This window comes from Exiguobacterium sibiricum 7-3 (assembly GCF_000620865.1).
In the GTDB taxonomy this organism is placed as follows: domain Bacteria; phylum Bacillota; class Bacilli; order Exiguobacteriales; family Exiguobacteriaceae; genus Exiguobacterium_A; species Exiguobacterium_A sibiricum_A.
Map to the genome: position 1 here is coordinate 2,311,143 of NZ_KK211190.1, position 20,305 is coordinate 2,331,447.

At 44.7% G+C, this 20,305-nt stretch carries 24 protein-coding genes; 11 read left to right on the top strand and 13 right to left on the bottom strand.

What is annotated here, in order from left to right:
* Positions 1 to 10: 10 nt before the first annotated feature.
* The 7 genes from mscL to P402_RS0112990 form a co-directional block, all read right to left on the bottom strand.
* Complete coding sequence (gene mscL / locus P402_RS0112960) at positions 11 to 400, bottom strand: large-conductance mechanosensitive channel protein MscL (RefSeq protein ID WP_026829083.1); 390 nt, start codon at positions 398 to 400, stop codon at positions 11 to 13.
* A 20-nt stretch (positions 401 to 420) separates the two neighbouring features.
* Positions 421 to 1,314, bottom strand: a complete 894-nt coding sequence (locus P402_RS0112965; protein ID WP_440287196.1) for a Cof-type HAD-IIB family hydrolase — start codon at positions 1,312 to 1,314, stop codon at positions 421 to 423.
* Positions 1,315 to 1,405: 91 nt separating this feature from the next.
* Positions 1,406 to 2,866, bottom strand: a complete 1,461-nt coding sequence (gene cls / locus P402_RS0112970; RefSeq protein WP_235188882.1) for a cardiolipin synthase — start codon at positions 2,864 to 2,866, stop codon at positions 1,406 to 1,408.
* Between the two features lie 129 nt (positions 2,867 to 2,995).
* A complete protein-coding gene (gene hemG / locus P402_RS0112975) occupies positions 2,996 to 4,420 on the bottom strand; it encodes a protoporphyrinogen oxidase (RefSeq protein WP_026829086.1) in 1,425 nt (474 codons plus the stop codon).
* Positions 4,410 to 5,342, bottom strand: a complete 933-nt coding sequence (hemH, locus tag P402_RS0112980) for a ferrochelatase (RefSeq protein ID WP_026829087.1) — start codon at positions 5,340 to 5,342, stop codon at positions 4,410 to 4,412. The genes hemG and hemH overlap by 11 nt, the downstream gene beginning before the upstream one ends.
* A complete protein-coding gene (gene hemE, locus P402_RS0112985; RefSeq protein ID WP_026829088.1) occupies positions 5,339 to 6,385 on the bottom strand; it encodes a uroporphyrinogen decarboxylase in 1,047 nt (348 codons plus the stop codon). The genes hemH and hemE overlap by 4 nt, the downstream gene beginning before the upstream one ends.
* Positions 6,386 to 6,528: 143 nt before the next feature.
* Positions 6,529 to 6,831, bottom strand: a complete 303-nt coding sequence (locus P402_RS0112990; protein WP_012369603.1) for a MerR family transcriptional regulator — start codon at positions 6,829 to 6,831, stop codon at positions 6,529 to 6,531.
* Positions 6,832 to 6,948: 117 nt separating this feature from the next.
* On the opposite strand from P402_RS0112990, the gene P402_RS0112995 reads away from it, so the two are divergent.
* Positions 6,949 to 8,247 carry an ammonium transporter gene (locus tag P402_RS0112995; RefSeq protein ID WP_026829089.1) on the top strand — a complete coding sequence of 433 codons (1,299 nt, stop codon included), beginning with the start codon at positions 6,949 to 6,951 and terminating at the stop codon, positions 8,245 to 8,247.
* A 64-nt stretch (positions 8,248 to 8,311) separates the two neighbouring features.
* Here P402_RS0112995 and P402_RS0113000 read toward each other — a convergent pair whose 3' ends face one another.
* Together P402_RS0113000 and P402_RS0113005 are read right to left on the bottom strand one after the other, a co-directional pair.
* Positions 8,312 to 9,451 carry an ABC transporter permease gene (locus P402_RS0113000; protein ID WP_026829090.1) on the bottom strand — a complete coding sequence of 380 codons (1,140 nt, stop codon included), beginning with the start codon at positions 9,449 to 9,451 and terminating at the stop codon, positions 8,312 to 8,314.
* Positions 9,448 to 10,188, bottom strand: coding sequence for an ABC transporter ATP-binding protein (locus tag P402_RS0113005; protein WP_026829091.1), 741 nt, complete (start codon positions 10,186 to 10,188; stop codon positions 9,448 to 9,450). The genes P402_RS0113000 and P402_RS0113005 overlap by 4 nt, the downstream gene beginning before the upstream one ends.
* A gap of 331 nt (positions 10,189 to 10,519) precedes the next feature.
* On the opposite strand from P402_RS0113005, the gene P402_RS0113010 reads away from it, so the two are divergent.
* Genes P402_RS0113010 through P402_RS0113020 form a run of 3 tightly spaced genes read left to right on the top strand, consistent with a single transcriptional unit; the run spans position 10,520 to position 11,360 of the window.
* Positions 10,520 to 10,771: a GlsB/YeaQ/YmgE family stress response membrane protein gene (locus P402_RS0113010; RefSeq protein WP_026829092.1), complete on the top strand. Its 252-nt coding sequence runs from the start codon at positions 10,520 to 10,522 to the stop codon at positions 10,769 to 10,771.
* A gap of 52 nt (positions 10,772 to 10,823) precedes the next feature.
* On the top strand, positions 10,824 to 11,075 hold the full coding sequence (locus tag P402_RS0113015; protein ID WP_026829093.1) for a GlsB/YeaQ/YmgE family stress response membrane protein: 252 nt from the start codon (positions 10,824 to 10,826) through the stop codon (positions 11,073 to 11,075).
* A 33-nt stretch (positions 11,076 to 11,108) separates the two neighbouring features.
* Positions 11,109 to 11,360, top strand: a complete 252-nt coding sequence (locus P402_RS0113020; RefSeq protein WP_012369597.1) for a GlsB/YeaQ/YmgE family stress response membrane protein — start codon at positions 11,109 to 11,111, stop codon at positions 11,358 to 11,360.
* A 71-nt stretch (positions 11,361 to 11,431) separates the two neighbouring features.
* On the opposite strand, the gene P402_RS0113025 is transcribed toward P402_RS0113020, so the two are convergent.
* Entirely contained in the window at positions 11,432 to 12,502 is a 1,071-nt protein-coding gene (locus tag P402_RS0113025) for a TcaA second domain-containing protein (RefSeq protein WP_026829094.1), read from the bottom strand.
* A 130-nt stretch (positions 12,503 to 12,632) separates the two neighbouring features.
* Here P402_RS0113025 and P402_RS0113030 point away from each other — a divergent pair, with 130 nt between their 5' ends.
* From P402_RS0113030 to P402_RS0113045, 4 genes are all read left to right on the top strand, one after another.
* On the top strand, positions 12,633 to 13,058 hold the full coding sequence (locus tag P402_RS0113030; RefSeq protein ID WP_026829095.1) for an HIT family protein: 426 nt from the start codon (positions 12,633 to 12,635) through the stop codon (positions 13,056 to 13,058).
* Positions 13,059 to 13,180: 122 nt separating this feature from the next.
* Positions 13,181 to 13,522, top strand: coding sequence for a hypothetical protein (locus tag P402_RS0113035; protein WP_026829096.1), 342 nt, complete (start codon positions 13,181 to 13,183; stop codon positions 13,520 to 13,522).
* 84 nt (positions 13,523 to 13,606) lie between these two features.
* Positions 13,607 to 14,176, top strand: coding sequence for an HTH-type transcriptional regulator Hpr (locus tag P402_RS0113040; protein WP_012369593.1), 570 nt, complete (start codon positions 13,607 to 13,609; stop codon positions 14,174 to 14,176).
* A gap of 270 nt (positions 14,177 to 14,446) precedes the next feature.
* On the top strand, positions 14,447 to 15,364 hold the full coding sequence (locus P402_RS0113045) for a peptidylprolyl isomerase (protein ID WP_026829097.1): 918 nt from the start codon (positions 14,447 to 14,449) through the stop codon (positions 15,362 to 15,364).
* Positions 15,365 to 15,427: 63 nt separating this feature from the next.
* Here the strand turns inward: P402_RS0113045 and namA are convergent, their stop codons facing one another.
* Together namA and P402_RS0113055 are read right to left on the bottom strand one after the other, a co-directional pair.
* A complete protein-coding gene (gene namA / locus P402_RS0113050) occupies positions 15,428 to 16,450 on the bottom strand; it encodes an NADPH dehydrogenase NamA (protein WP_026829098.1) in 1,023 nt (340 codons plus the stop codon).
* Positions 16,451 to 16,506: 56 nt separating this feature from the next.
* Complete coding sequence (locus P402_RS0113055) at positions 16,507 to 17,427, bottom strand: HD domain-containing protein (protein ID WP_026829099.1); 921 nt, start codon at positions 17,425 to 17,427, stop codon at positions 16,507 to 16,509.
* A 111-nt stretch (positions 17,428 to 17,538) separates the two neighbouring features.
* Here P402_RS0113055 and P402_RS0113060 point away from each other — a divergent pair, with 111 nt between their 5' ends.
* The 3 genes from P402_RS0113060 (at position 17,539) to P402_RS16550 (ending at position 19,874) form a co-directional block, all read left to right on the top strand.
* Entirely contained in the window at positions 17,539 to 18,453 is a 915-nt protein-coding gene (locus P402_RS0113060; protein ID WP_026829100.1) for a magnesium transporter CorA family protein, read from the top strand.
* A 65-nt stretch (positions 18,454 to 18,518) separates the two neighbouring features.
* A complete protein-coding gene (gene dinB, locus P402_RS0113065; protein WP_235188883.1) occupies positions 18,519 to 19,598 on the top strand; it encodes a DNA polymerase IV in 1,080 nt (359 codons plus the stop codon).
* 57 nt (positions 19,599 to 19,655) lie between these two features.
* Positions 19,656 to 19,874 carry a YhzD family protein gene (locus tag P402_RS16550; protein ID WP_051525163.1) on the top strand — a complete coding sequence of 73 codons (219 nt, stop codon included), beginning with the start codon at positions 19,656 to 19,658 and terminating at the stop codon, positions 19,872 to 19,874.
* A 46-nt stretch (positions 19,875 to 19,920) separates the two neighbouring features.
* On the opposite strand, the gene P402_RS0113075 is transcribed toward P402_RS16550, so the two are convergent.
* Entirely contained in the window at positions 19,921 to 20,298 is a 378-nt protein-coding gene (locus tag P402_RS0113075) for a YlbF family regulator (protein ID WP_012369586.1), read from the bottom strand.
* Positions 20,299 to 20,305: the final 7 nt, after the last annotated feature.

Below are 20,305 nucleotides of genomic sequence, written 5' to 3' on the forward strand. Positions count from 1 at the left end.
CTTTTGTTTATCATGTCATGCGTTCATCATTTTGACGGACCAGTGCATCACGGATTTCCGTGAGCAATTTTTCTTCTGTCGTCGGAGCTGCGACTTCTTCCGTCGTCTCCTCTTTTCGGCGAAAGGCATTGATGCCTTTCACAAACAAAAACAAGGCAAATGCAATCAAGATGAACTCGATGCTCGCTTGCAGGAACTGACCGTATAACAAATTGGCATTCCCGACCTCGACGGACAACCCTTTGACATCAATTCCACCGATGATGATACCAATCAATGGCATGAAGATGCTGTTGACTAACGACTTGATGATGCCACTGAAGGCAGCCCCCAGGATAACCCCTACCGCCAAATCAATCACATTCCCGCGAAATGCAAACTCCTTAAACGCTTTGAACAATGCCCGTTACCCCTCTCTTGTTACGTCCATGCCCGATCGGCCAATTGACGAATCGCATATCCGACCCCATTTTCGTCGTTGGTTTTCGTCACTTGATGCGCAATCGCTTTTGCATCGTCATGTCCATTTCCCATCGCAATCGCCATTCCAGCGACTTTAAACATCGGAACATCGTTCAAGTTGTCTCCGATGACGGCGACTTCTTCAATCGCCACCCCAAGGTGCTTCGCCAGTGTTTTGACGGCTGTTCCTTTGTCTGCTCCAAGCGCCATGACTTCGATGTTGTCATGACCGGATGACGTCACATAAATCCCGTCCACTTTTTGTTCGATTTCTTCCCAAATCTTCTTCATCAACTCTTGATCGAATGAGAAAGAAATGAATTTAAAGACTTGTCCGGCCTGGTTCCGAATGAATGAGCGGAAACCATCAATCATCTTGACATCTTCATTGACGTAATAACGATTGTGGAAAAAGTCGAGGACACCCTTCGCCCGGTCGCTTTCCTGACTCATTTCCTTAAGCGAATCATAGGCGGCGTCAATCGTTGATCCTTGTGCCGTGACGAGACCTTGGTCACAAAACATCTCAAAAAATACTTCGTACTGGCTGATGATGCCATAAATCTGCTGGGCTTGCTCCGATGTCAACGTCGTCGCACTTAACTCTTCCCCGTCGACGGTCAAAACGCGTGCACCGTTCGAAGCGATGATGGGACACGTGATTCCTGCCTGATCCGTCAATTCTTTTGCATTTAAGTAATTTCGTCCTGTTGCAATCGCAAAATCAATGCCCTGTTCTTTTGCCGCTTCAATCGCCGCAATCGTTTCCGGTTCTATTTTCTGTTTGCTGGATAATACGGTACCATCCATGTCTGAGATCAATAATTTGATTGCTTTTGCCAAAACGTTCACTCTCCTTTGTCTTTTTCAGTTCCACTATACCATTTCTCTTCTCAGTTTCCTGTTCTCATCCTTGTTCCTTTACCAAATCCTCCTTCTTCCTTTACAAAATCGGAGACAAGAGTCTTGAAATGCTCTCTTTGAATTTAATCATCCGGGAGCGCTCTGCATATTTTTTCGCCGTCAACCGCTCACACACCAGACAATCTTCTTCAAACAGTTGCGCTAATTCAGACGCGACACGTCGATCGTAAACAACCGAATTCATTTCAAAATTTAATCTGAAGCTGCGGGCATCGATATTGGTCGTTCCGACTGAGGCGATTTCCTGATCGACGACAATCGTTTTTGCATGTAGAAATCCAGGTTCATACGTGTAAATTTTTGCCCCGTAATCAATCAGTTCCCCGGCTGCCGCTGTCGTCGCCCAGTAGACAAATGGATGGTCCGGTTTGTTCGGAATCATGATTCGGATCTCGACCCCAGACAGTAATGCCATCTTGCAAGCGTCCATGTAACTGGTATCCGGAATGAAATAAGGTGATTGAATATAAATCGATTGTTTGGCGGATGAGATCATCTTAATCAACAGATTTTTGAGATGTTCCGTTTTTGAATCCGGACCTGAGGTCACAATCTGCATCGGCAACTCCTGTTCAATCGAGTGGGCACCATAATAAAAAGTATTTTTTGCCGTATAGCTGTCACTCGCCTGATTCCAATCTAAGATAAACCGGTCCAGTTGATCATGGACGACCTCTCCTTCTAACCGGAAATGCGTGTCGCGCCAATAACCAAATTTTTCGTCGATTCCTAAATACTCTGTCCCGACGTTAAAGCCGCCGATATAACCGATCTTGCCGTCGACGATACACGATTTCCGATGATTCCGGTTATTGAGACGAAAGTTAATCAAACCGATTGTCGGTGGGAAGAAGGCGAACACTTCCCCGTTGTATTTCATCAATTCCTTAAAGTCGGACCGTTTCAAATCACGGGATCCGACCGCATCATAGAGCAACCGGACTTTGATTCCTTGTTTCGCTTTATTTGTTAGAGCGGCAATTAACGCTTGTCCCAGCGAATCTTTTTGAATAATGTAGTACTGGATGTTAATTTCGTGTTCCGCATTTACGATGTCGGTCATCATCCGATTAAATTTTTGTTCGCCGTCCGATAAAATGACGACCTCATTTTGAAAACTGAGCAAGGCATCGCTCGACACTAAATTCATCCGGATCAGTTGGTCATACCGGACAATAGCAGGATGACGCTGTTGTGTCTCGAATTTATCCAATTCGGTTAATTGAAGCGTCACGCGCCGTGATTGTTCTTGTTGTTCCGTTTGTTCGACGTGATAAAAATTTGTTTTTTTCAAGAGACGTCCAAAAAATAAATAAACCAGAAACCCGATTAACGGAACAAAATACAAAATCAGAACCCATGCCCATGTTGCGCCAATGTCTCGTCGTTCCAAAAAAATGACGGTGACGACCGCCAATAAATTCATGATAATCAAGCCGTAAGCCAATATGACGAGCATCGTACTCAGGACTTCAGGCACTGGATTCTCCTCCTCCGTTTTCCCTATCGTTTCTCAATGTATAAGGTATTCCTTATTTTCAGGACAAATAAAACAAAAAAGTGCAGGAAACTCCTAAAAAAGATGGAGTTTCCTGCACTGGATAAGCTTTTATGATTCATTGAAGGATTCATCCGCGTGGGATTGTTCCAATTCAATCGATTCAATCATTGTTTTTGCACTGGCTACACAATCCGGTAATCCGACCCCGTCATAGGCAAGGCCTGCGAGATAGATACCCGGATACTGTCTCAACACTTCTTCCCGGACCCGCTGAATCCGGTCAGCATGACCGACCGTATACGCAGGAAGACCATCCATCAAACGGCTGATGATAACCTGCTTCGGTTCTAACGCCCGTCCGCAGATCTTTTCTAAGTCCTGCAGCACGGCCTGTTGCAATACCTCATCTGATTCATAAACCAAATGGTCATTACCCGGTCGTCCGACAAATGCCCGAAGGACCGTGTGATCCGGAGCCGAATGATTCCATTTTTGATCAATCGCTGTACATGCGGTGATCGAGTACGGTGCCCGTCGGTTGACGACAAAGCCTGTTCCTTCAATCGGTAACGACTCTTGTTGATCAAAAATCATCGTAATCGTCGCCGTTGAATGCGTCGTCAACTGTTCAAGCTCCGGCAAGTGAGCATCCGGCAACAACTGGACGACTTGAGAATGCGGAATCGTCAAGAGCACATAATCCGCGTACTCCGGACCATGGTCCGTTTTCAAGCGGTATCGTCCGTCTTCACGTGAAATCTCAAGTAACGGCGTTTCAAGACGGACTTCCGAACGTTCGAGCATCTCTTCCAACCGTTCAATCAATGATTCAAGTCCTGTTTCGAGCGATAAAAACTGTCCGGTCGCTTTGATCGTTGTTTGCGGACCTTGCGGCATTTGATCGAGCGGACGCATTAAACGCATCCCTTCAAACAATGAACCGGCTTTTTGTTCATTCGCGACGAACTGCGGATACGTCGCAAACGTACTCATCTGATCGATGTTACCGGCATAGATACCGGACAGCAACGGTTCAATCAATTTTTCTACTAATGCATCCCCGAGTCGCGGACGTAAATACTCTCCAAGCGGAATGTCCTGTTCCGGAATCCTTAACTCATCAGACGGATGCAACAACAAGTCAGCGACTTCCTGTTTTTCCTGTTCTGTCAGTAACGTCGTTTCCCGGAACAATTCAAGATCCGTCGGAATCCCCATGACAGCACCTTTTGGAATCGGGTGAAGGCCACCCGTATCCAAAATAAATGCTTGGGACGTGTTATTTCGGACCAGTTTTTCACCCAGTCCGATTGCTTCAATCAAATCCGTCAAGATGTGTTTTCGGGCGACGTAAGAATCCGGTCCACGTTCAATCGTAAAACCATCTTCTCGATACGTCGCGACCTTCCCACCAAGACGTTCTCCAGCTTCAAGCAATGTGATGTTCAAATCGGGAAAAGTACGTTCTGCGTAATAGGCAGCGGCAAGACCAGTAATACCACCGCCGACGATGACGAGACGTTTACTTGACATAACTGCCGACCTGTTTCGAAACAGCCTCGGTGACTGCTTTCATGAAGGCAGGATCTGCGTTCGGCATGACCGGACGCGCGTAATGAATGCCCAGTTCGTCACAGACGACTTTACACTCGTAATCATTATCAAATAGGACTTCCAAGTGATCGGCGACGAATCCGACAGGAACGTAGACGAATGCTTCGTATCCTTCCGCCTCATAGACGTCACGCGTCAAATCTTGCACATCTGGTCCGAGCCAAGGTTCTGGCGTTTGTCCGGCTGACTGCCAGCCTGTAATCATATGTTTAACCCCGGCACGTGCCGCAATCAAGTCTGCAGTTTCTTTTAATTGTTCCGGGTACGGATCACCATTCGCGATGATTTTTTCCGGTAAACTGTGTGCTGATACGACCAAGACCGCTTTTTCTTCTGGTACCGGTAATGCATCAAACGTTTTCCGGATTTCTTTGCCCCACCAGTCGATGAACGCTTCTTCTTTGTACCATGACTCAACAGAAGCCAAATGAATGCCGTGTTTATCTGCCACTTCTTTCGCCCGACCGTTGTATGAACGAATACTGAACGTCGAATAGTGCGGTGCGAGTACAACCGTGACTGCTTCTGTGATACCGTCTTTTGCCATTTGCTCCACAGCATCTTCGACGAATGGTTCAATATGCTTCAGACCCAAATACAGTTTGAATTCAATTTCGCCCGCATATTTTTCCGACAATTGGCGGTGTAATTCTTCCGCTTGATCAATCGTGACTTGCGCCAGTGGTGAAACACCACCGATTGCTTCATACCGTTCTGTCAGTTCAGCCAATGCTTCTGGAGACGGTTTGCGTCCACGACGGATGTGTGTGTAATAGCGTTCGATGTCTTCCGGTTTATACGGCGTACCATACGCCATGACGAGTAATCCTAATGTTTTCATTTCGCTACCTCCATTTTTTCTTTCGAGTAATCATGGATATATGCAGTGAGACGTTTTAAGACTTCCGGATCCACTTCCGGGAAAATACCATGTCCCAAGTTAAAGATGAAACCGGGACGTTTCATTCCCATATCAAGGATTTCTTTTGTTTTTGCTTCGAGAATCTCCCATGGGGCAAGTAGGTAAGATGGATCAAGATTTCCCTGTAAGGTTTTCGTCAGTCCGCGTTCACGTGCTGCATCTACCGACAGCCGCCAGTCGAGTCCGACGACATCAAGCGGCAAATCATGCCATTCTTCCGCCAAGTGACTTGCTCCGACACCAAACATGATCATCGGAACGCCTGTTTCTTTCAATTCCGTGAAAATACGCTCCATTGTCGGTTTGATATACAGAACATAATCATTCCGGCTCGTCGTACCGACCCACGAATCGAAGATTTGGAATGCCTGGATGCCGGCATCGACTTGTGCTTTGATATAATCAATGACCATATCTCCGAGTTTCTCCATTAAAGCATGCCATACATCAGGATGACCATACATCAATGCTTTCGTTTTGTGGTAGCCTTTTGACGGACCGCCCTCGATCATGTAACTGGCTAGCGTAAATGGTGCTCCTGAAAAGCCGATTAACGGAACTTCGAGACGTTCACGCAACAGTTTAATCGTCTCGAAAATGTAGGGAATATCTTCTTTTTTGAACGGTTGGAGCGCTTGAACATCGTCCATTGTCCGAATCGGATTTGCGATAACGGGACCAATGCCGCTTTTAATCTCGACGTCGACACCCATCGAAGGCAATGGCGTCATAATATCTTTATAGAGAATGGCTGCGTCGACTCCCAACTGCTTGACTGGTAGTTCTGTGACATAGGCGCACAACTCAGGGTCATGGGTAATCTCAAACAATGTCCGTGTCTTTTTAATTTCACGATACTCTGCTTGATACCGACCTGCTTGCCGCATATACCAGACCGGTACATGGCTTACTTCTTCGCCACGAATGGCCCGCAAAAATGTATCATTAAAGTTTTTCATCATAACTACCCCTTTATACTCGTTCTAACGCCCCAAAATAACGCACGATAAGTTTGTGAACACAGAAACATTATATCTGAAATTCAGAACGGTGTGCCAATAAATCGTTTACAAAATTACAGTTCTGTTACCCGTTCATCAAATGTTCACCGTTTCTTATACAGACCAAACGCAGCATTCAACTGTCCGCGAATTAAATCCGAACGTTGTTGTTCCGTTACTTTCCGTTCCTTTTCACGGATTTCATGTGTCCGCCACCCATCTTCGATCTTTTCCGCGACTTCTACCAATCGTTCGATATCTGTAAACGAGTATTTTCTTGTTTTTCCGTTCGTCCGTTCCGGAAAAATCAATTTCCGTTCTTCATAGTAACGAATTTGACGTTCCGATAAACCGGTCAATTCGCAGACAATCCCAATCGTCATCACCTTCTTCTCCCGGTAGTTCATCTTCGTCACTCCTTTCCTTCAAAATACCATGTCAGATTTTCTGACACAAGTCGTTTCTTGGAAAGGATTTCCGTCTAAAGTAAACACATACTTTAAATTGATAAAGGAGGAACGACGATGAACTTAGAAGAAATGTTAGTCTCAGTCGATACGTTTTATGTCTTATTCGCTACCTTACTCGTCTTTACGATGCAGATTGGATTTTTACTACTCGAAACAGGAATGTTACGGGCTAAAAATGCCGGGCACGTTGCAGTTAAACAATTAATCAGCTTCTCCGTTGCTGCCCTTGCCTTTTGGGCAATTGGCTTCGGACTGACGTTCGGGGATGGACCCGGCTTGATTGGAACAGAAGGATTTTTCCTTCAAGGAGGGTTTTCTAGTCTTGACTGGTCAAATGTAACAATCGATGTCAAGTTCCTCTTCCAACTGTCATTTGTCGCCGTATCCCTCGCCATCGCCTGGGGTGGTTTTGCGGAACGAGCAAAACTCTCTGTTTACTTGCTGTTCGGGACGTTCTTCGTAGCCATCATCTATCCGATTATCGCCCGTTCAGTCTGGGCAGGCGGTTTTCTGGGTTCACTCGGGATGCAGGATTTTGCCGGTTCGACCGTTGTCCATTTACAAGGTGGAATCGCCGCTCTCGTCGCCGCTCTGATTTTGAAAAAACGGATTGGTGCGGAAAAAACACCGTTACTTGGTCATAATGTCATCTACTCCGTCGTCGGTGCTTTCATTCTGTGGTTATGTTGGTTTGGATTCAATGCCGGCTCGACATTAACGATTACTGACGGGTTCTTCAGTTATGTTGCCTTGACGACATTACTTGCAACAGCCGCTGGTGCCCTCGGAGCACTCGCCATTTCTTTTTGGCACCGTCGGGTTGCAGATATCCCGTCGATCATCAACGGCGTCTTAGCCGCCCTCGTCGCCATCACAGCCGCTTGTGCCTTCGTCGAACCGTGGGGAGCCGTTGTCATTGGTTTCCTGGCCGGTGTCATCACGTATGGAACAAGTATCCTGCTTGCCCGTCGTGTCGATGATCCATTGTGTGCTTTCTCTGTTCATGGTATTGCCGGGATTTGGGGTACACTCGCTACCGGATTCTTCGCTTCACCGAGACTGGTTGAAATCACTGGAATCGGAAAAGCTGGACTGTTTTACGGCGGTGGTTTTACACAACTTGGGGTTCAGGCTCTTGGTGTCGTCTTCGCAGTCGTCGTCGTCAGTGTTTTAAGTTACGCTTTCCTCAAGTTACTCGACGTAACGATTGGTCTCCGGATTACACGGGAAGATGAACTGCGTGGACTGGATGTCGCCGAGCACGGACAAGCGTCTTACGACCTCCCTGCGCCGGTCAGCAAAGAATTGCATCCTGATTATCAACAGGAAGAGTCGACTGAAAAAGTCAACTGAACAGTATCGTCAAATACCCCTTTGCCATCTGTGGCAAAGGGGTATTTTGCGTTTGATTCTACGGTTACTTTTTCCTAGCGTAATATTCAGCGACAACGAGTGCCAAAATAGCTCCTGCGACCACAGTCAGAAAACCGCTGATCAGATATCCGGCTGCCGTTAAAACCAACACTTGTAAAAATGAAGTGATTCGAAGCACTTTTCGTTTTGAAGCCGTCGCATTTCCAAACGGGAGCAAGCGGGTCAACAAATGTGAATCGATCGCCCGTGTGAATGGAGCCAATTGAAAGCTCGTTAGTCCGCTAAATGCGGGTACAGCAAGGACAACCAACCACTCATTGTCTTTCCCGAGCCACATGAACACGGCTCCGATCAGCGTCAGACGAACAATCAAACCAATCCCATCCGTACTTCGAATGAATTGTTTCATGTACAGATAATCAAACGTCCGGTTTCGGTCAAATCCGATCTTTTCCACCAAAACACTTAAGAGACGTCGGCGTTTATACGTCGTCGATAATCGCGGTACATCGACAAACCAGTTCGCGATTCGGTAAAAACGGTCACGTGATTCCTGTTCCAGCGCGATCCAGTCCATCAACGGCAGCTGGTCTTGTTTTTTCAAATGAAGCGTCAGCAACAATAAACTCGTGACCACAATGCTGAACGCTCCCATCCCGAGCATGACAAGAATCCCGGCACCGGTCGCGTATAAGAGGACAATCCGATGACCGACCCCTTCGAGTTTCGATAAGTTAGCCGCGGCACCGATCATGCTCAAGGCTGCAAACAGAATAAACAATCCGATTGGTGAGGTCTCTTCTGTCCGAACATATAATACAGCGACAGCGAGAAACGGGATGACGGCACGAATCATGCCATAAAAAGCATTGTAGAGTCGAATCCGCTTCATGTAACCTGCAAGGTGTGGCAGACTCGGAAGCAAAAAGACTTGGTCCGCTTCAGTTAAAAAGGTTCGTGTTGATCGATAAAAGGCCAACAGAATGAACAGGCTGCCCATGACCAGGTTCCCGGGGAACGACGGGTCCAGTTGATCTAAAAATCGACCGTACACCACAAGACCATACAAGACAACGAAATAGACGGTAAACAGCAAACCGCCGTTCGCCATGTACCGGGTATACTTCGTCATTTCTGCCATAGCGGCCTGGTACCGTGTGCGCCATAAAGCGGAACTTGTCATCGTTCTGCCTCCTCGATGGCCGCGACATAGATATCATCAAGGGAACCGTCCTTCAAGTCATAGCGATTTCGAAGTTCCCCCGTCGTTCCTTCTGCAGCGATTTGCCCTTCATGCAATAAGATGAAACGATTGCAATGACGTTCTGCCGTCTCTAAAATATGTGTCGACATCAGGATTCCTTTACCGTCCGCTTTTAATTCACTGAAAATCGTCAACAGTTCCCGAATAGCAAGCGGATCGAGTCCGACGAACGGTTCATCGACAATCAACAACTCGCTTCCTGTCACCAAAGCACAGAGAATCATCGCTTTTTGTTTCATTCCTTTGGAAAAAACACTCGGAAACCATTCCAGCTGTTTTGTCATTCGAAGCCTGACTGCGTAATGATTGATTCGTTCCTGAGCTTGTTTTTCCTCAACTGCATACCCTTGCGCCATCAAACGCAAATGTTCACGTAAAGTCAATTGTTCATATAACATCGGTTGCTCTGGAATGTAGGCGACTTGTTTTCGGTATGTCTGTTCATCCTGTTCTAAACTGACCCCGTTGATTAAAATTTCACCTGACTTGACCGGTAACAAACCGAGTATATGTTTAATCGTCGTCGATTTCCCAGCACCGTTTAAACCAATTAATCCAACAAGTTCCCCTTGGTTTACCGATATATTAATGTCGTGGAGGACTTTTTTGGCTCCATATCCTCCTGATAAATCATTTATTTTTAATAACACACTCATCGACTCCCTTCATTAACCATCCTAGACAATTCATTCTGACTTTTCTAGTTTGAGTCATTTTTTTATTAAGAAAAGGTTTGAATACATCTTTTTACGGTAATTACTCTAAGTGTAATCGTTACATCAATATATGAAAACGACTTACAAAAATTGAAAGTAGCATTTTAAATACGAGTTTCACTAAGAGGTAACTGGTACAATCGTCTAGCCATTTTAATTTTAACGTTTTTACCTCACTGGTTGAAATGATTATTTAAAGGCTTTCATCTTTCAATGTGTTTACAACTGCCTGAAAACAGGTAAATCTAAAGTAAGAAAAGGAGGGTTCCAAATGGGATTCTTATGGGCTTTAATCGTCGGTGGATTAATCGGTTGGGTAGCTAGTCTCATCATCGGAAAAGACGTACCAGGTGGTATCATCGGTAACATCGTTGCTGGGTTTGTCGGAGCAATGATCGGTCAAGCAATCTTCGGTACAATGGGACCGGATATCGCTGGTTTCGCTATTATTCCAGCTATCTTAGGTGCTATCATCTTAATCTTCATCGTGTCATTGATTCTTCGTTCAGTACGTCGTAAATGATTTATTGAAATAATGATCAGTACGTAAATTTTATTAAAGGAGTGTTTTTTAAATGGGATTCTTATGGGCTTTAATCGTCGGTGGATTAATTGGATGGGTAGCTAGTCTCATCATCGGAAAAGACGTACCAGGCGGCATCATCGGTAACATCATCGCAGGTTTTGTTGGTTCAATGATAGGACAAGCTATTTTCGGTTCAATGGGACCTACTATCGGCGGATTCGCAATCATTCCAGCTATCTTAGGTGCAATCATCTTAATCTTCATCGTATCGTTGATTCTTCGTTCAGTACGTCGCAAATAATTTAAACTACTAAAACTAAAAGGAGTGTTTTAAATGGGATTCTTATGGGCTTTAATCGTTGGTGGTATTATTGGTTGGTTAGCAAGTCTTATTCTCGGTAAAGATGTACCAGGTGGCGTTATCGGTAACATCATCGCAGGTTTTGTCGGTTCAATGATCGGACAAGCTCTTTTCGGAAGTTGGGGACCATCAGTTGCCGGTTTCGCAATCGTACCAGCTATCCTTGGTGCAATCATCTTAATCTTAATCGTTTCGTTCATCCTTCGTGCGGTCAACAAACGATAATCTAATTTACTACAACAAACCACTAAAGACGTCATGTCTCTAGTGGTTTTTTTGTTTGGACTGCGGATTTTTTAGTTACGTAACTCCAGCCACATTTTCCCTGATCGTTCGATGACACGTTTTTCCGACTTGATATTCAGCCACCCTAACAAGTCGTCAAAAAAACTTGATGGATATTTCCAAACCGTCCCGACTGATTCCGCTGATTTAGATTCCGGCTTGCCGGCGACTGCTTCCAGCTCAGATGTCGTTTTATTCAAATCAATTAAGATACTTCTGACCTCTTGGTTCTCATATGCTACTTCAAATCCGTCATATGTCGTCTTATTGGCAATTTGGCTTGTTGGAGGACCAAATGTTTTTTCGAATTTAGATTGACTTTGACCAATATAATCCGTCATCTGCCCAACACTTTTCCCTGTTCTCGCCTTTACTTCCGCTTCCAGTAATTTTTCGATATCGACACCGTATTGTTCCTTTTGATCCGGCGCAACTTGTTGCGCGAGTTTAAATGCTACCGTCGTCTTTCTTTGATCCCCCAACTGAACGGTCTCAGTCGCCTGTCCCGTCTTCCCATTCGCTTTCACGCGTGCTGACACATCATACTCGCCCGGAAAACGTTCGATTGTTAACGGAGCTTGTCGATCCGCGTTACCCGCTGGCGCATTATCGACTGAAATGGCCGCCGTTTCCGTATCAACCCTCACTTCCAGTGTCTGTTTGTTTAAATGAAGGATGTACGTATCAAACCAAAATCGGCCCGACTGTTTTTTCAGCGAAAATAAATCTTGCTGCTTTGTCCGTTTTGTTGCTTTCGGATAATTGTTTTGATCAGATTTAATTTCAGCTACAGCCCTCGCAAGCCGTTCCGGGTCCGCCTTAAACCATTTCATGAGCTGATTCGTTTCCGCAAGCTTTAACGGTTTGTTGTTGAGGTAAACTAATTGTTGAAACGTTTCCCGATCTTGTTCCTGCAATGCCTTTTGAAAGACTTGGTCTGTCTGTTGCCGATCTGCAGCCGGTTTGATTTGACTCCAACCGATCCAAGTCATCAGACAAGCAAGTGTAATGATACCCACGATGAGTCCGATTCGCTGATTTCGTTTTTTCTTTTTTTCATATACAGTGATGCGAGACGGCATCTTCGTTTCCCCTACCTTCTTATTTTAGGATTTCCTTTAGTTTAGAAACCCTTCATATCCTTGTCAATCGCCCGCAAGACCGATTCAGTCGAGTATACTAAAGCTATATCCATCTGAAGGAGTGAGTCCATTGCAAAAAGAAAACTGTATTTTCTGTAAGATTGCTAATCACGACATCCCAAGCCATAAAGTTTTTGAAAATGAAGAAGTTTTAGCTTTTCTCGATCTATCACAAGTAACGAAAGGTCATACGCTTGTCATTCCAAAACAGCACGCTGATAACGTCTACGATTTATCTGCAGAAAGTGCACGGGCTGTTTTTGCGACCATTCCGGAAATCAGTCGTGCTTTACAACAGGAGACGGGTGCTGCCGGAATGAACATTTTATCGAACACCGGGAAGGTTGCCGGACAGTCTGTTTCCCACTTTCATCTCCATCTCATTCCACGCCATGATAAACACGATGGCTTTGGTGCGAAATGGGAAGTACACAATGAAGATTATACGGCTGAGGAATTAGCAACAATCGCCGAATCCATCAAAAACCGTCTCTGACGACTTCAAAAACCGGTCAATTACTGACTCATTTTAGAAATATTGCCGAAATAGGTTTCTAATATCGAATTTTCGGTAAAATAATATGAAACAAATATTTTAATATCGAAAGGAGGTAAACTATGTCGAAGCGTCCCCATCGTAATTGGGTCGCTTTTGGTGCTACGCTGTCGCTTGTGACTTTTTACGGTTTGAAGGCGCTTCGCCAAGGTACTAAAAGTGACTCTTCGAATGGTAAACAACGTCGAAATTCTTATTCTACAATCGTAACGAACATGCAGGATTTAACACAGGAGGGAAAGAATCTAATAGAGACAGCCAAACTTTCTGGCATGACCTTTAAAGAAGAAGTAACAAAAGATGTCTCTCAGTACCAGTCAGAGGTTCAAGAATCACTCGCTCGTCTTCAAAAATTTGCTGATGAGGCAAAACAAGACGTCGATCATCTCACTCCCCAACAGTAACGATCCGCTGCTTCGATTTGTTTTTGTATAGTTTGCATTTTGCGCGTTTGAGCCATTGTCACCTTTCGAAAGGATGAGTCAGATATGGAACACGAAAAATTATATCCTGGACAAGAAGCACTGTTATACAGTCATAAAATTGTCCAATTGAGCAAAGCACTATGGAAAACGGTAGAAAAAGATTGGCAAAATTGGATCAAACCATTTGATTTAAATATTAATGAACATCATATTTTATGGATTTCCCATGCACTGGGTGGTGCTTCGATTTCTGAAATCGCCAAATACGGTGTGATGCACGTCTCGACTGCATTCAACTTCTCTAAAAAATTAGAAGACCGTGGACTTTTGACATTTTCGAAAAAAGAGACGGATAAACGAAATACCTATGTCCAACTGACCCCGGAAGGTGAAAGTCTATTGCTTGAGACGATTCAAGCGTTCCGTCCAGAAGAAAATGGTGTTTTCCGTGCTTCGTTGCCACTCCAGGAGCTTTACGGTAAATTCCCAGAGCTGACAGACATATCAGCAATCGTTCGTCGTCTCTATGGCGACAGCTTTATGGACATTTTTGCAGAGACATCAAAAATGATTACAGAAGAAGCGGACCGGCGTCCACAAGACCCGGTTATCGACTCGATCAAAAAAGCATGACCTTTGCACGAATTCTTGGAGTTAACGTTCTAAGCCTTGTGGCCTAGGACGTTTTTTTGTGATTTTTGAAAGTAACGTTCCCTTTACCGTTCTGTCTCAAAACGTTGCGATGCCTCACAATTTCCCACAAAAATAGTCCTCTCCTCTTGTACTTGATGTGATAGCATGGGGTAAGAGCAAATCACTTTCGATTTTGCGGAAAGCTGTCAAGATAACGAAGATATGATATGATAGAACGGTTGAAATAAATGGTAAATTAGGGGTGTATGTATGAAAAAGAAACTTTTAAGTGTAGCAGCAGTGGCAAGTGTATTCACATTAGCAGCATGTGGTTCAAATGACGAAGCTGTCATCAACTACAAAGGTGGAGAAGTCAATAAAGCGGACGTCCAGGACGAGGCGTACCAAAAAGCAGGCGCACAAATTGCTTTCCAACAAACGATGAACAAACTGCTTGAAAAAGAATACGGTAAAAAAGTAACGGATAAAGAAGTAGAAGCTGAAGTCAAGAAAACAAAAGATCAGTTCCCGGATAAAGAGCAGTTCAATTCGACACTTCAAACAGCTGGTATCAAAAGCGAAAAAGAATTCGAAAAAGTTCTTCGGACACAAATGCTCTTAACAGAAGCAAAATCAGCAAAATCAAAAGTAACGGATAAAGAAATCGAAGATCGTTTCAACCAGGAAAAAGTGGAAGTCAAAGCAAGCCACATTCTTGTTGAAAAAGAAGCTGATGCAAAAGCAATCAAGAAACAACTTGATGAAGGCGGCGATTTCGCTAAAATTGCTAAAGCTAAATCAACGGACACTGGTAGCGCAACAAAAGGTGGAGATCTTGGATACTTCACAAAAGGTAAAATGGTCGAGGAATTCGAAAATTATGCGTTCAAGGATGGCGTTGAAGGTAAAATTTCTGACCCGATCAAAACACAATTCGGATATCACATCATCAAAGTAACAGACCGTAAAGAGAAAAAAGACTTTACGCTCGAAAAAGAATCCGATCGAATCAAAAAGGCATTAGCTGAAGAAAAAGCAGCTCAAGTCAATCCAAACGACATCTACCGTTCATTGATGAAGAAGTATGATGTTAAAATCGAGAACAAAGACTTCAAGGATGCTTTTGACCTCGATAAGCAAGAGCAACAACAAATGCAACAACAGATGCAACAGCAACAGCAACAATAAGCTTAAAAATCCCTGCTTCCATCTTGGAAGGCAGGGATTTTTTTGGTTATGCTTTTATTCCTATTAACGAATCGGAGCCCGTTCATATTGTTTCGGTAAACTGACCTCGTCTTTGAGTTCTGCTGCCGCATGATAGACCCAGTACGGTTGACGCAAAAGTTCACGGGCAAGCAGGATGACATCCGCTCGTTCACTGCGAATGATCTCTTCTGCAAGCGTCGCCGTCGTAATCAGACCCACGGCTCCAGTCTTGATTCCGGTTGCTTGCTTGATTTCAGCTGCATACGGCACTTGATAACCGGGATACACGTCCGGAACTGCATTGGCAACAACCGCTCCAGAACTGCAATCGAGCAAATCGATCTTCCGTTTTAACAGTTCCTCGGCCAGTGGAATATAATCCGTTGCCGTCATCCCGCCTGCTGCATGGTCCGCTGCCGAAATCCGGACCCATAATGACAAATTGGATTTTTCTTGAACCGCATCAATGATTTCAAGCAAAAAGCGCATCCGATTTTCCATTGATCCACCGTATTGATCTTGGCGTTTATTCGACAATGGAGATAAAAATGTGTTGATCAAATAGCCATGTGCTCCATGTAATTCGATGAAATCGTAACCCGCTTGTTCGACACGAAGTGCCGCCTCGACAAATTGTTGTTTGATAACATCGATTTCTTCTACAGTCAATTCATGCGGATGGTCGTATGAATCGTCAAATCCGATTGCTGATGGTGCGACAGGCGGTTTAGCCGTCGTACTTTTTCGCCCGGCGTGCGCCAGTTGGATACCTGCTTTTGCCCCCGCCGCTTTCACTTGATCTGCAATGCGACGAAGTCCGTCGATATGTTCATCCGACCAAACGCCTAAATCACCTGCTGAGATTCGTCCGTCTGGTGTGACAGCCGTTGCCTCTAAGATGACACCACCGACGCCACCAACAGCACGTGAGGCATAATGTGTGACATGCCAATCTGTTACGAGACCATCGTCTTTTGCACTGTACATACACATTGGTGCCATGATGACACGATTCCGGAACAGAAGTTCACCGATTTGGATTGCTTCGAATAGTTTTGTTTTCATGAATTTCACTCCTCTGATCAATTTCAAATCCTTTTGAATCACTTCAAGTCATTTATTCATAGCTTGGGACGATAAAAAGATCGATTATCTAACGCAAATGACCGTTCAGAAAACTGACCGGGCTCTACATACTCGAGCAAACGATCCATCATCGTCATTCGTGCATCCAAATTATCAATCAAGAATAATACTTCGGCTTCACGCATCTGTGGTGCGACTGCCGACCCCCACTCGGGACGACCATGATGGCTTAAAACGAGATGTTGTAAGACCGTCAAAAGTTCTGCGTCGATTTGTAACTCCGCCCCGACTTTTTCTAATTCTGCGACCATCAATGAAATATGCCCGACAAGCTTTCCGGGAAGCGTATATTCCGGTGTCACAGGATCAGACAGTTCCTTGATTTTTGCATAGTCATGCAAGACGACACCTGCAATCAACAAATCACGGTTTAAAGTAGGATACAAACGGGCGATTTGGTCAGCCAGTTTTAACATCGAAAGGACATGATACGATAAACCAGAATAAAACGCATGATGGTTTTTGACTGCGGCCGGATGTGTAAAATATGCATCGAAATCCTTGATGACCAGATGCTTGACCAGTTTCTTCATCTCGGCATGTTGAATCGATTCGATGAAGCCAAGTACTTCCGTTTCAATCTGTTCACGCGGAAGAGGAGCCGATTGAATGTAGTCTTCCACATTCGTTTCGTCCAGGACGGTAATTTGCTTCAGCTTCAATTGTGTTCGTCCTCGGTAATCCATCACTTCACCCGCCGCATGGACGATGAATTTCGGTGCATATTTTTCAAGATCGCTTGTATCCCACATCTTTGTTTCAATTTCTCCCGTTTTATCTGCTAAAATCAATGTCAGATAAGGTTTTCCGTTTGCAGCAATTCCTTTTAATGCCTGCTTGATCATGACTCGTTGATCGAGCATTTCCCCAATTGCTAACTGACCGATACCTTTCATTTCACAACACATCCTTTTTATTTATCTGGACTCATTTCGATTGGAGCTATTTACATATTTCTCTGACTGTCAAACGTCACTCTACCATTCTACTATATAGGAGCTCAAAACATGGAATTCGACTCACTCTTTACATGGCATCGTTTTTTAACGCTTGCTGAATTTGAAGAATATTTTCATTCTGAAACACCAACCGATGCCTTTAAGTTGGACTGGTTGAATCAACTGTCCACAAAAGATATGAACTTTACACGTGTCGAACTCGACTTATTATACGGATCCATCATAACTTGGCAAAATCCGGCCGATAAAAGCGATCGCCGCTCTATCTGTTATTATCTTTCACCGACGGAACTGATTACAATCGGCTTATCGGAACATACGGTTTCCTTAATTGAACCGTTTGAGACTACGACCCCTTTCGAAGCTTTTTATGCCCTGTTATCCCTGCAAATGAATACCTACTTCTCGGGAATCGATGCTTTTGAAACAGAACTTTTTTTGAGACAAGATGAGCTCCGGGGAAGCATCGACGAAAATTCTCTCGACAGTATTTTTGGCTTACGCGATACGATCGAAAACTGGTCCGACTTGATCGTCCCGTTCCGTGAGCTTGTTTTAGCAGGTCCCGAAGCTTTCGTTCGGCAAAGTACGTACACGGATGCTTTACCTTACCGACTGGCAGAAAAACGGGTAAAACGTCTGTTGATGCTGATTGAACACTATCAAAAAGATATCGAGGTATTGCTTGATCTTTCGACAACCGTCTCGAACTTCAGAGGAAATGAAATCATGAAAGCCCTGACGATTTTCACAGCCGTTGCCACGCCAATGATGGCCCTCGGTGCGATTTGGGGAATGAATTTTAAAAATATGCCAGAGCTCGACTGGAAATATGGATATGCCAGCTCCCTCTTTTTGATTTTCCTTACGACCGGCGGAATCTTTTATTGGATGAAACGCCGTGGTTGGTTAGGAGCGCTCGTCCGAATGCCTAATAAAAAGTCGAGAGTAAAAAATAGATGACAGAACATAAGTTCGTTATACTTAGTGTAACGAACTAACCGATTGAAAGAAAGGAGGAGACGATGATGGGAAGAAAAATCATTCATGTCGACATGGACGCGTTTTACGCCTCTGTGGAACAGCGCGATCGACCGCATCTAAAAGGGGTTCCCGTCATCGTCGGTGGCCCTCCTCATGCGCGAGGTGTCGTCGCCACCTGTTCGTATGAAGCACGTAAATACGGCATTCACAGCGCCATGCCGTCTCGACGGGCATTTCAACTGTGTCCGCGGGCCGTTTTCCTGCGCCCCCGTTTTGAAGTGTACCGTGCTGTCAGTGCCCAAATCATGGAGTTATTTCTTGAGGTCACGCCTCTTGTCGAACCACTTTCGTTAGATGAAGCCTATCTTGACGTCACAGAAAACAACCTGCAGATGACAAGTGCGACGCATATTGCCCAGTACATTCTGACTGAAATCAAACGACGGACAGGTTTGACTGCCTCTGCCGGTGTATCGAACTCAAAACTTGTTGCTAAAATTGCCTCGGGTCATCAAAAACCAAACGGGTTAACCGTTTTGCCTCCGGATGCTGTCTTACCTTTTTTATCCGGATTAAAGATCGGGGATTTACACGGAGTCGGAAAAGTCACGGAGCAAACGCTCCAAAAACATGGTTTCAACACTGTGGCAGATATCCAACAATCGCCGATAGCTGAACTGCGGGGGCTACTCGGCCGAGATCGGGGAACTGAACTGTATACGATGGCGCACGGTGAAGATGAACGAATGGTCCGCCCGCACCGGGAACGGAAATCAATCGGATCTGAAAGTACGTTCGAAGAAGATACAGAAGATATCGATACCATTTTCGAAACGTTAAAACGCGAAGCACTGTCCGTTGTCAAAACGCTGAACCAAAAGGAACTGGTCTGCAGAACCGTCACAATTAAATGGAAAACGGAAGATTTCCAGTCTCGCTCTAAACGTTATACGTTTTTAGAAGAAACGGCTGATGAAGAAACGTTACTCCGGGTTACGACCAAACTGTTTAATGAAATTGACTTTTCAGGTCCGATCCGCCTGATCGGCATGAGCGTCAGTCATCTTGAATCCCCCCCCCTCTCCAAACAATTAACGTGGCAAGACATTGATTCATACTTGTAAAATGAATGACTATTCATTACACTTAAGCTAGTTATTTCGGATAAGGAGGAATCAGCCATGCTTTATACGATTACCGCATTTTCAGATCGAGGACAAACGTTACTGGATGATACCTTTGACGCTCCCTCCGATTCTGAGGCGCGTCAAGAAGGTATCCGCCGCCTGAAAGAAGCAGACTTGGAACACCGCGGAGCACGTGTGACCCGTGCCGGACAGTTGGTTCATTTTGAACGGGCTTACCTCCCTCGCCTTGTATCAACGGAAAAAACATCATGAAAAAAGCCTCGTTCCGATGAAACGGAAGCGAGGCTTTTTCATGATGTCATTGAACGTCGTCTTGATTTTGTTCCATCATCGGTGCGTATAGTTCTTCGAGTGGCTTCATGATGATTTGTGTCACTTCCGTCAACATCGTGTGCATGCGTTGTTCTTCCTGCATCAGTTGACCAATCAATGGATTGTTTTGGACTTCCAGCATCTTCGCTTGTGCCGATGCCATATCCTCAGGTGTGATTTCTTCACCTTGCATTTGTTTTTGTTGTAACTCAAGTTGCACGTTGCGGAATGAGGCGAATAGCTCATTCGACATTGGATCCGCATTGACTTGCGCATACAAATCCTTAAGTGTAGTGTATTCTGATGTTTCACGTAGTGCACGCTCTAGTGTGTAAGCATGATCGTATAAGTTTGTTTCAGACATATTTGAA

Excerpts from the sequence above, each read along its gene's own strand:
- P402_RS0113005 (WP_026829091.1), bottom strand. The coding sequence starts at position 10,188 with ATGAGTGTGTTATTAAAAATAAATGATTTATCAGGAGGATATGGAGCC.
- P402_RS0113060 (WP_026829100.1), top strand. The coding sequence starts at position 17,539 with ATGGAATTCGACTCACTCTTTACATGGCATCGTTTTTTAACGCTTGCT.
- P402_RS0113020 (WP_012369597.1), top strand. The coding sequence starts at position 11,109 with ATGGGATTCTTATGGGCTTTAATCGTTGGTGGTATTATTGGTTGGTTA.
- P402_RS0113055 (WP_026829099.1), bottom strand. The coding sequence starts at position 17,427 with ATGAAAGGTATCGGTCAGTTAGCAATTGGGGAAATGCTCGATCAACGA.
- dinB (WP_235188883.1), top strand. The coding sequence starts at position 18,519 with ATGGGAAGAAAAATCATTCATGTCGACATGGACGCGTTTTACGCCTCT.
- hemE (WP_026829088.1), bottom strand. The coding sequence starts at position 6,385 with ATGATGAAAAACTTTAATGATACATTTTTGCGGGCCATTCGTGGCGAA.
- namA (WP_026829098.1), bottom strand. The coding sequence starts at position 16,450 with ATGAAAACAAAACTATTCGAAGCAATCCAAATCGGTGAACTTCTGTTC.
- P402_RS0113075 (WP_012369586.1), bottom strand. The coding sequence starts at position 20,298 with ATGTCTGAAACAAACTTATACGATCATGCTTACACACTAGAGCGTGCA.
- P402_RS0113040 (WP_012369593.1), top strand. The coding sequence starts at position 13,607 with ATGGAACACGAAAAATTATATCCTGGACAAGAAGCACTGTTATACAGT.
- P402_RS16550 (WP_051525163.1), top strand. The coding sequence starts at position 19,656 with ATGCTTTATACGATTACCGCATTTTCAGATCGAGGACAAACGTTACTG.
- P402_RS0113045 (WP_026829097.1), top strand. The coding sequence starts at position 14,447 with ATGAAAAAGAAACTTTTAAGTGTAGCAGCAGTGGCAAGTGTATTCACA.
- P402_RS0112990 (WP_012369603.1), bottom strand. The coding sequence starts at position 6,831 with ATGAACTACCGGGAGAAGAAGGTGATGACGATTGGGATTGTCTGCGAA.
- P402_RS0113015 (WP_026829093.1), top strand. The coding sequence starts at position 10,824 with ATGGGATTCTTATGGGCTTTAATCGTCGGTGGATTAATTGGATGGGTA.
- P402_RS0112995 (WP_026829089.1), top strand. The coding sequence starts at position 6,949 with ATGAACTTAGAAGAAATGTTAGTCTCAGTCGATACGTTTTATGTCTTA.
- P402_RS0113010 (WP_026829092.1), top strand. The coding sequence starts at position 10,520 with ATGGGATTCTTATGGGCTTTAATCGTCGGTGGATTAATCGGTTGGGTA.
- hemH (WP_026829087.1), bottom strand. The coding sequence starts at position 5,342 with ATGAAAACATTAGGATTACTCGTCATGGCGTATGGTACGCCGTATAAA.
- P402_RS0113000 (WP_026829090.1), bottom strand. The coding sequence starts at position 9,451 with ATGACAAGTTCCGCTTTATGGCGCACACGGTACCAGGCCGCTATGGCA.
- P402_RS0113025 (WP_026829094.1), bottom strand. The coding sequence starts at position 12,502 with ATGCCGTCTCGCATCACTGTATATGAAAAAAAGAAAAAACGAAATCAG.
- P402_RS0113035 (WP_026829096.1), top strand. The coding sequence starts at position 13,181 with ATGTCGAAGCGTCCCCATCGTAATTGGGTCGCTTTTGGTGCTACGCTG.
- hemG (WP_026829086.1), bottom strand. The coding sequence starts at position 4,420 with ATGTCAAGTAAACGTCTCGTCATCGTCGGCGGTGGTATTACTGGTCTT.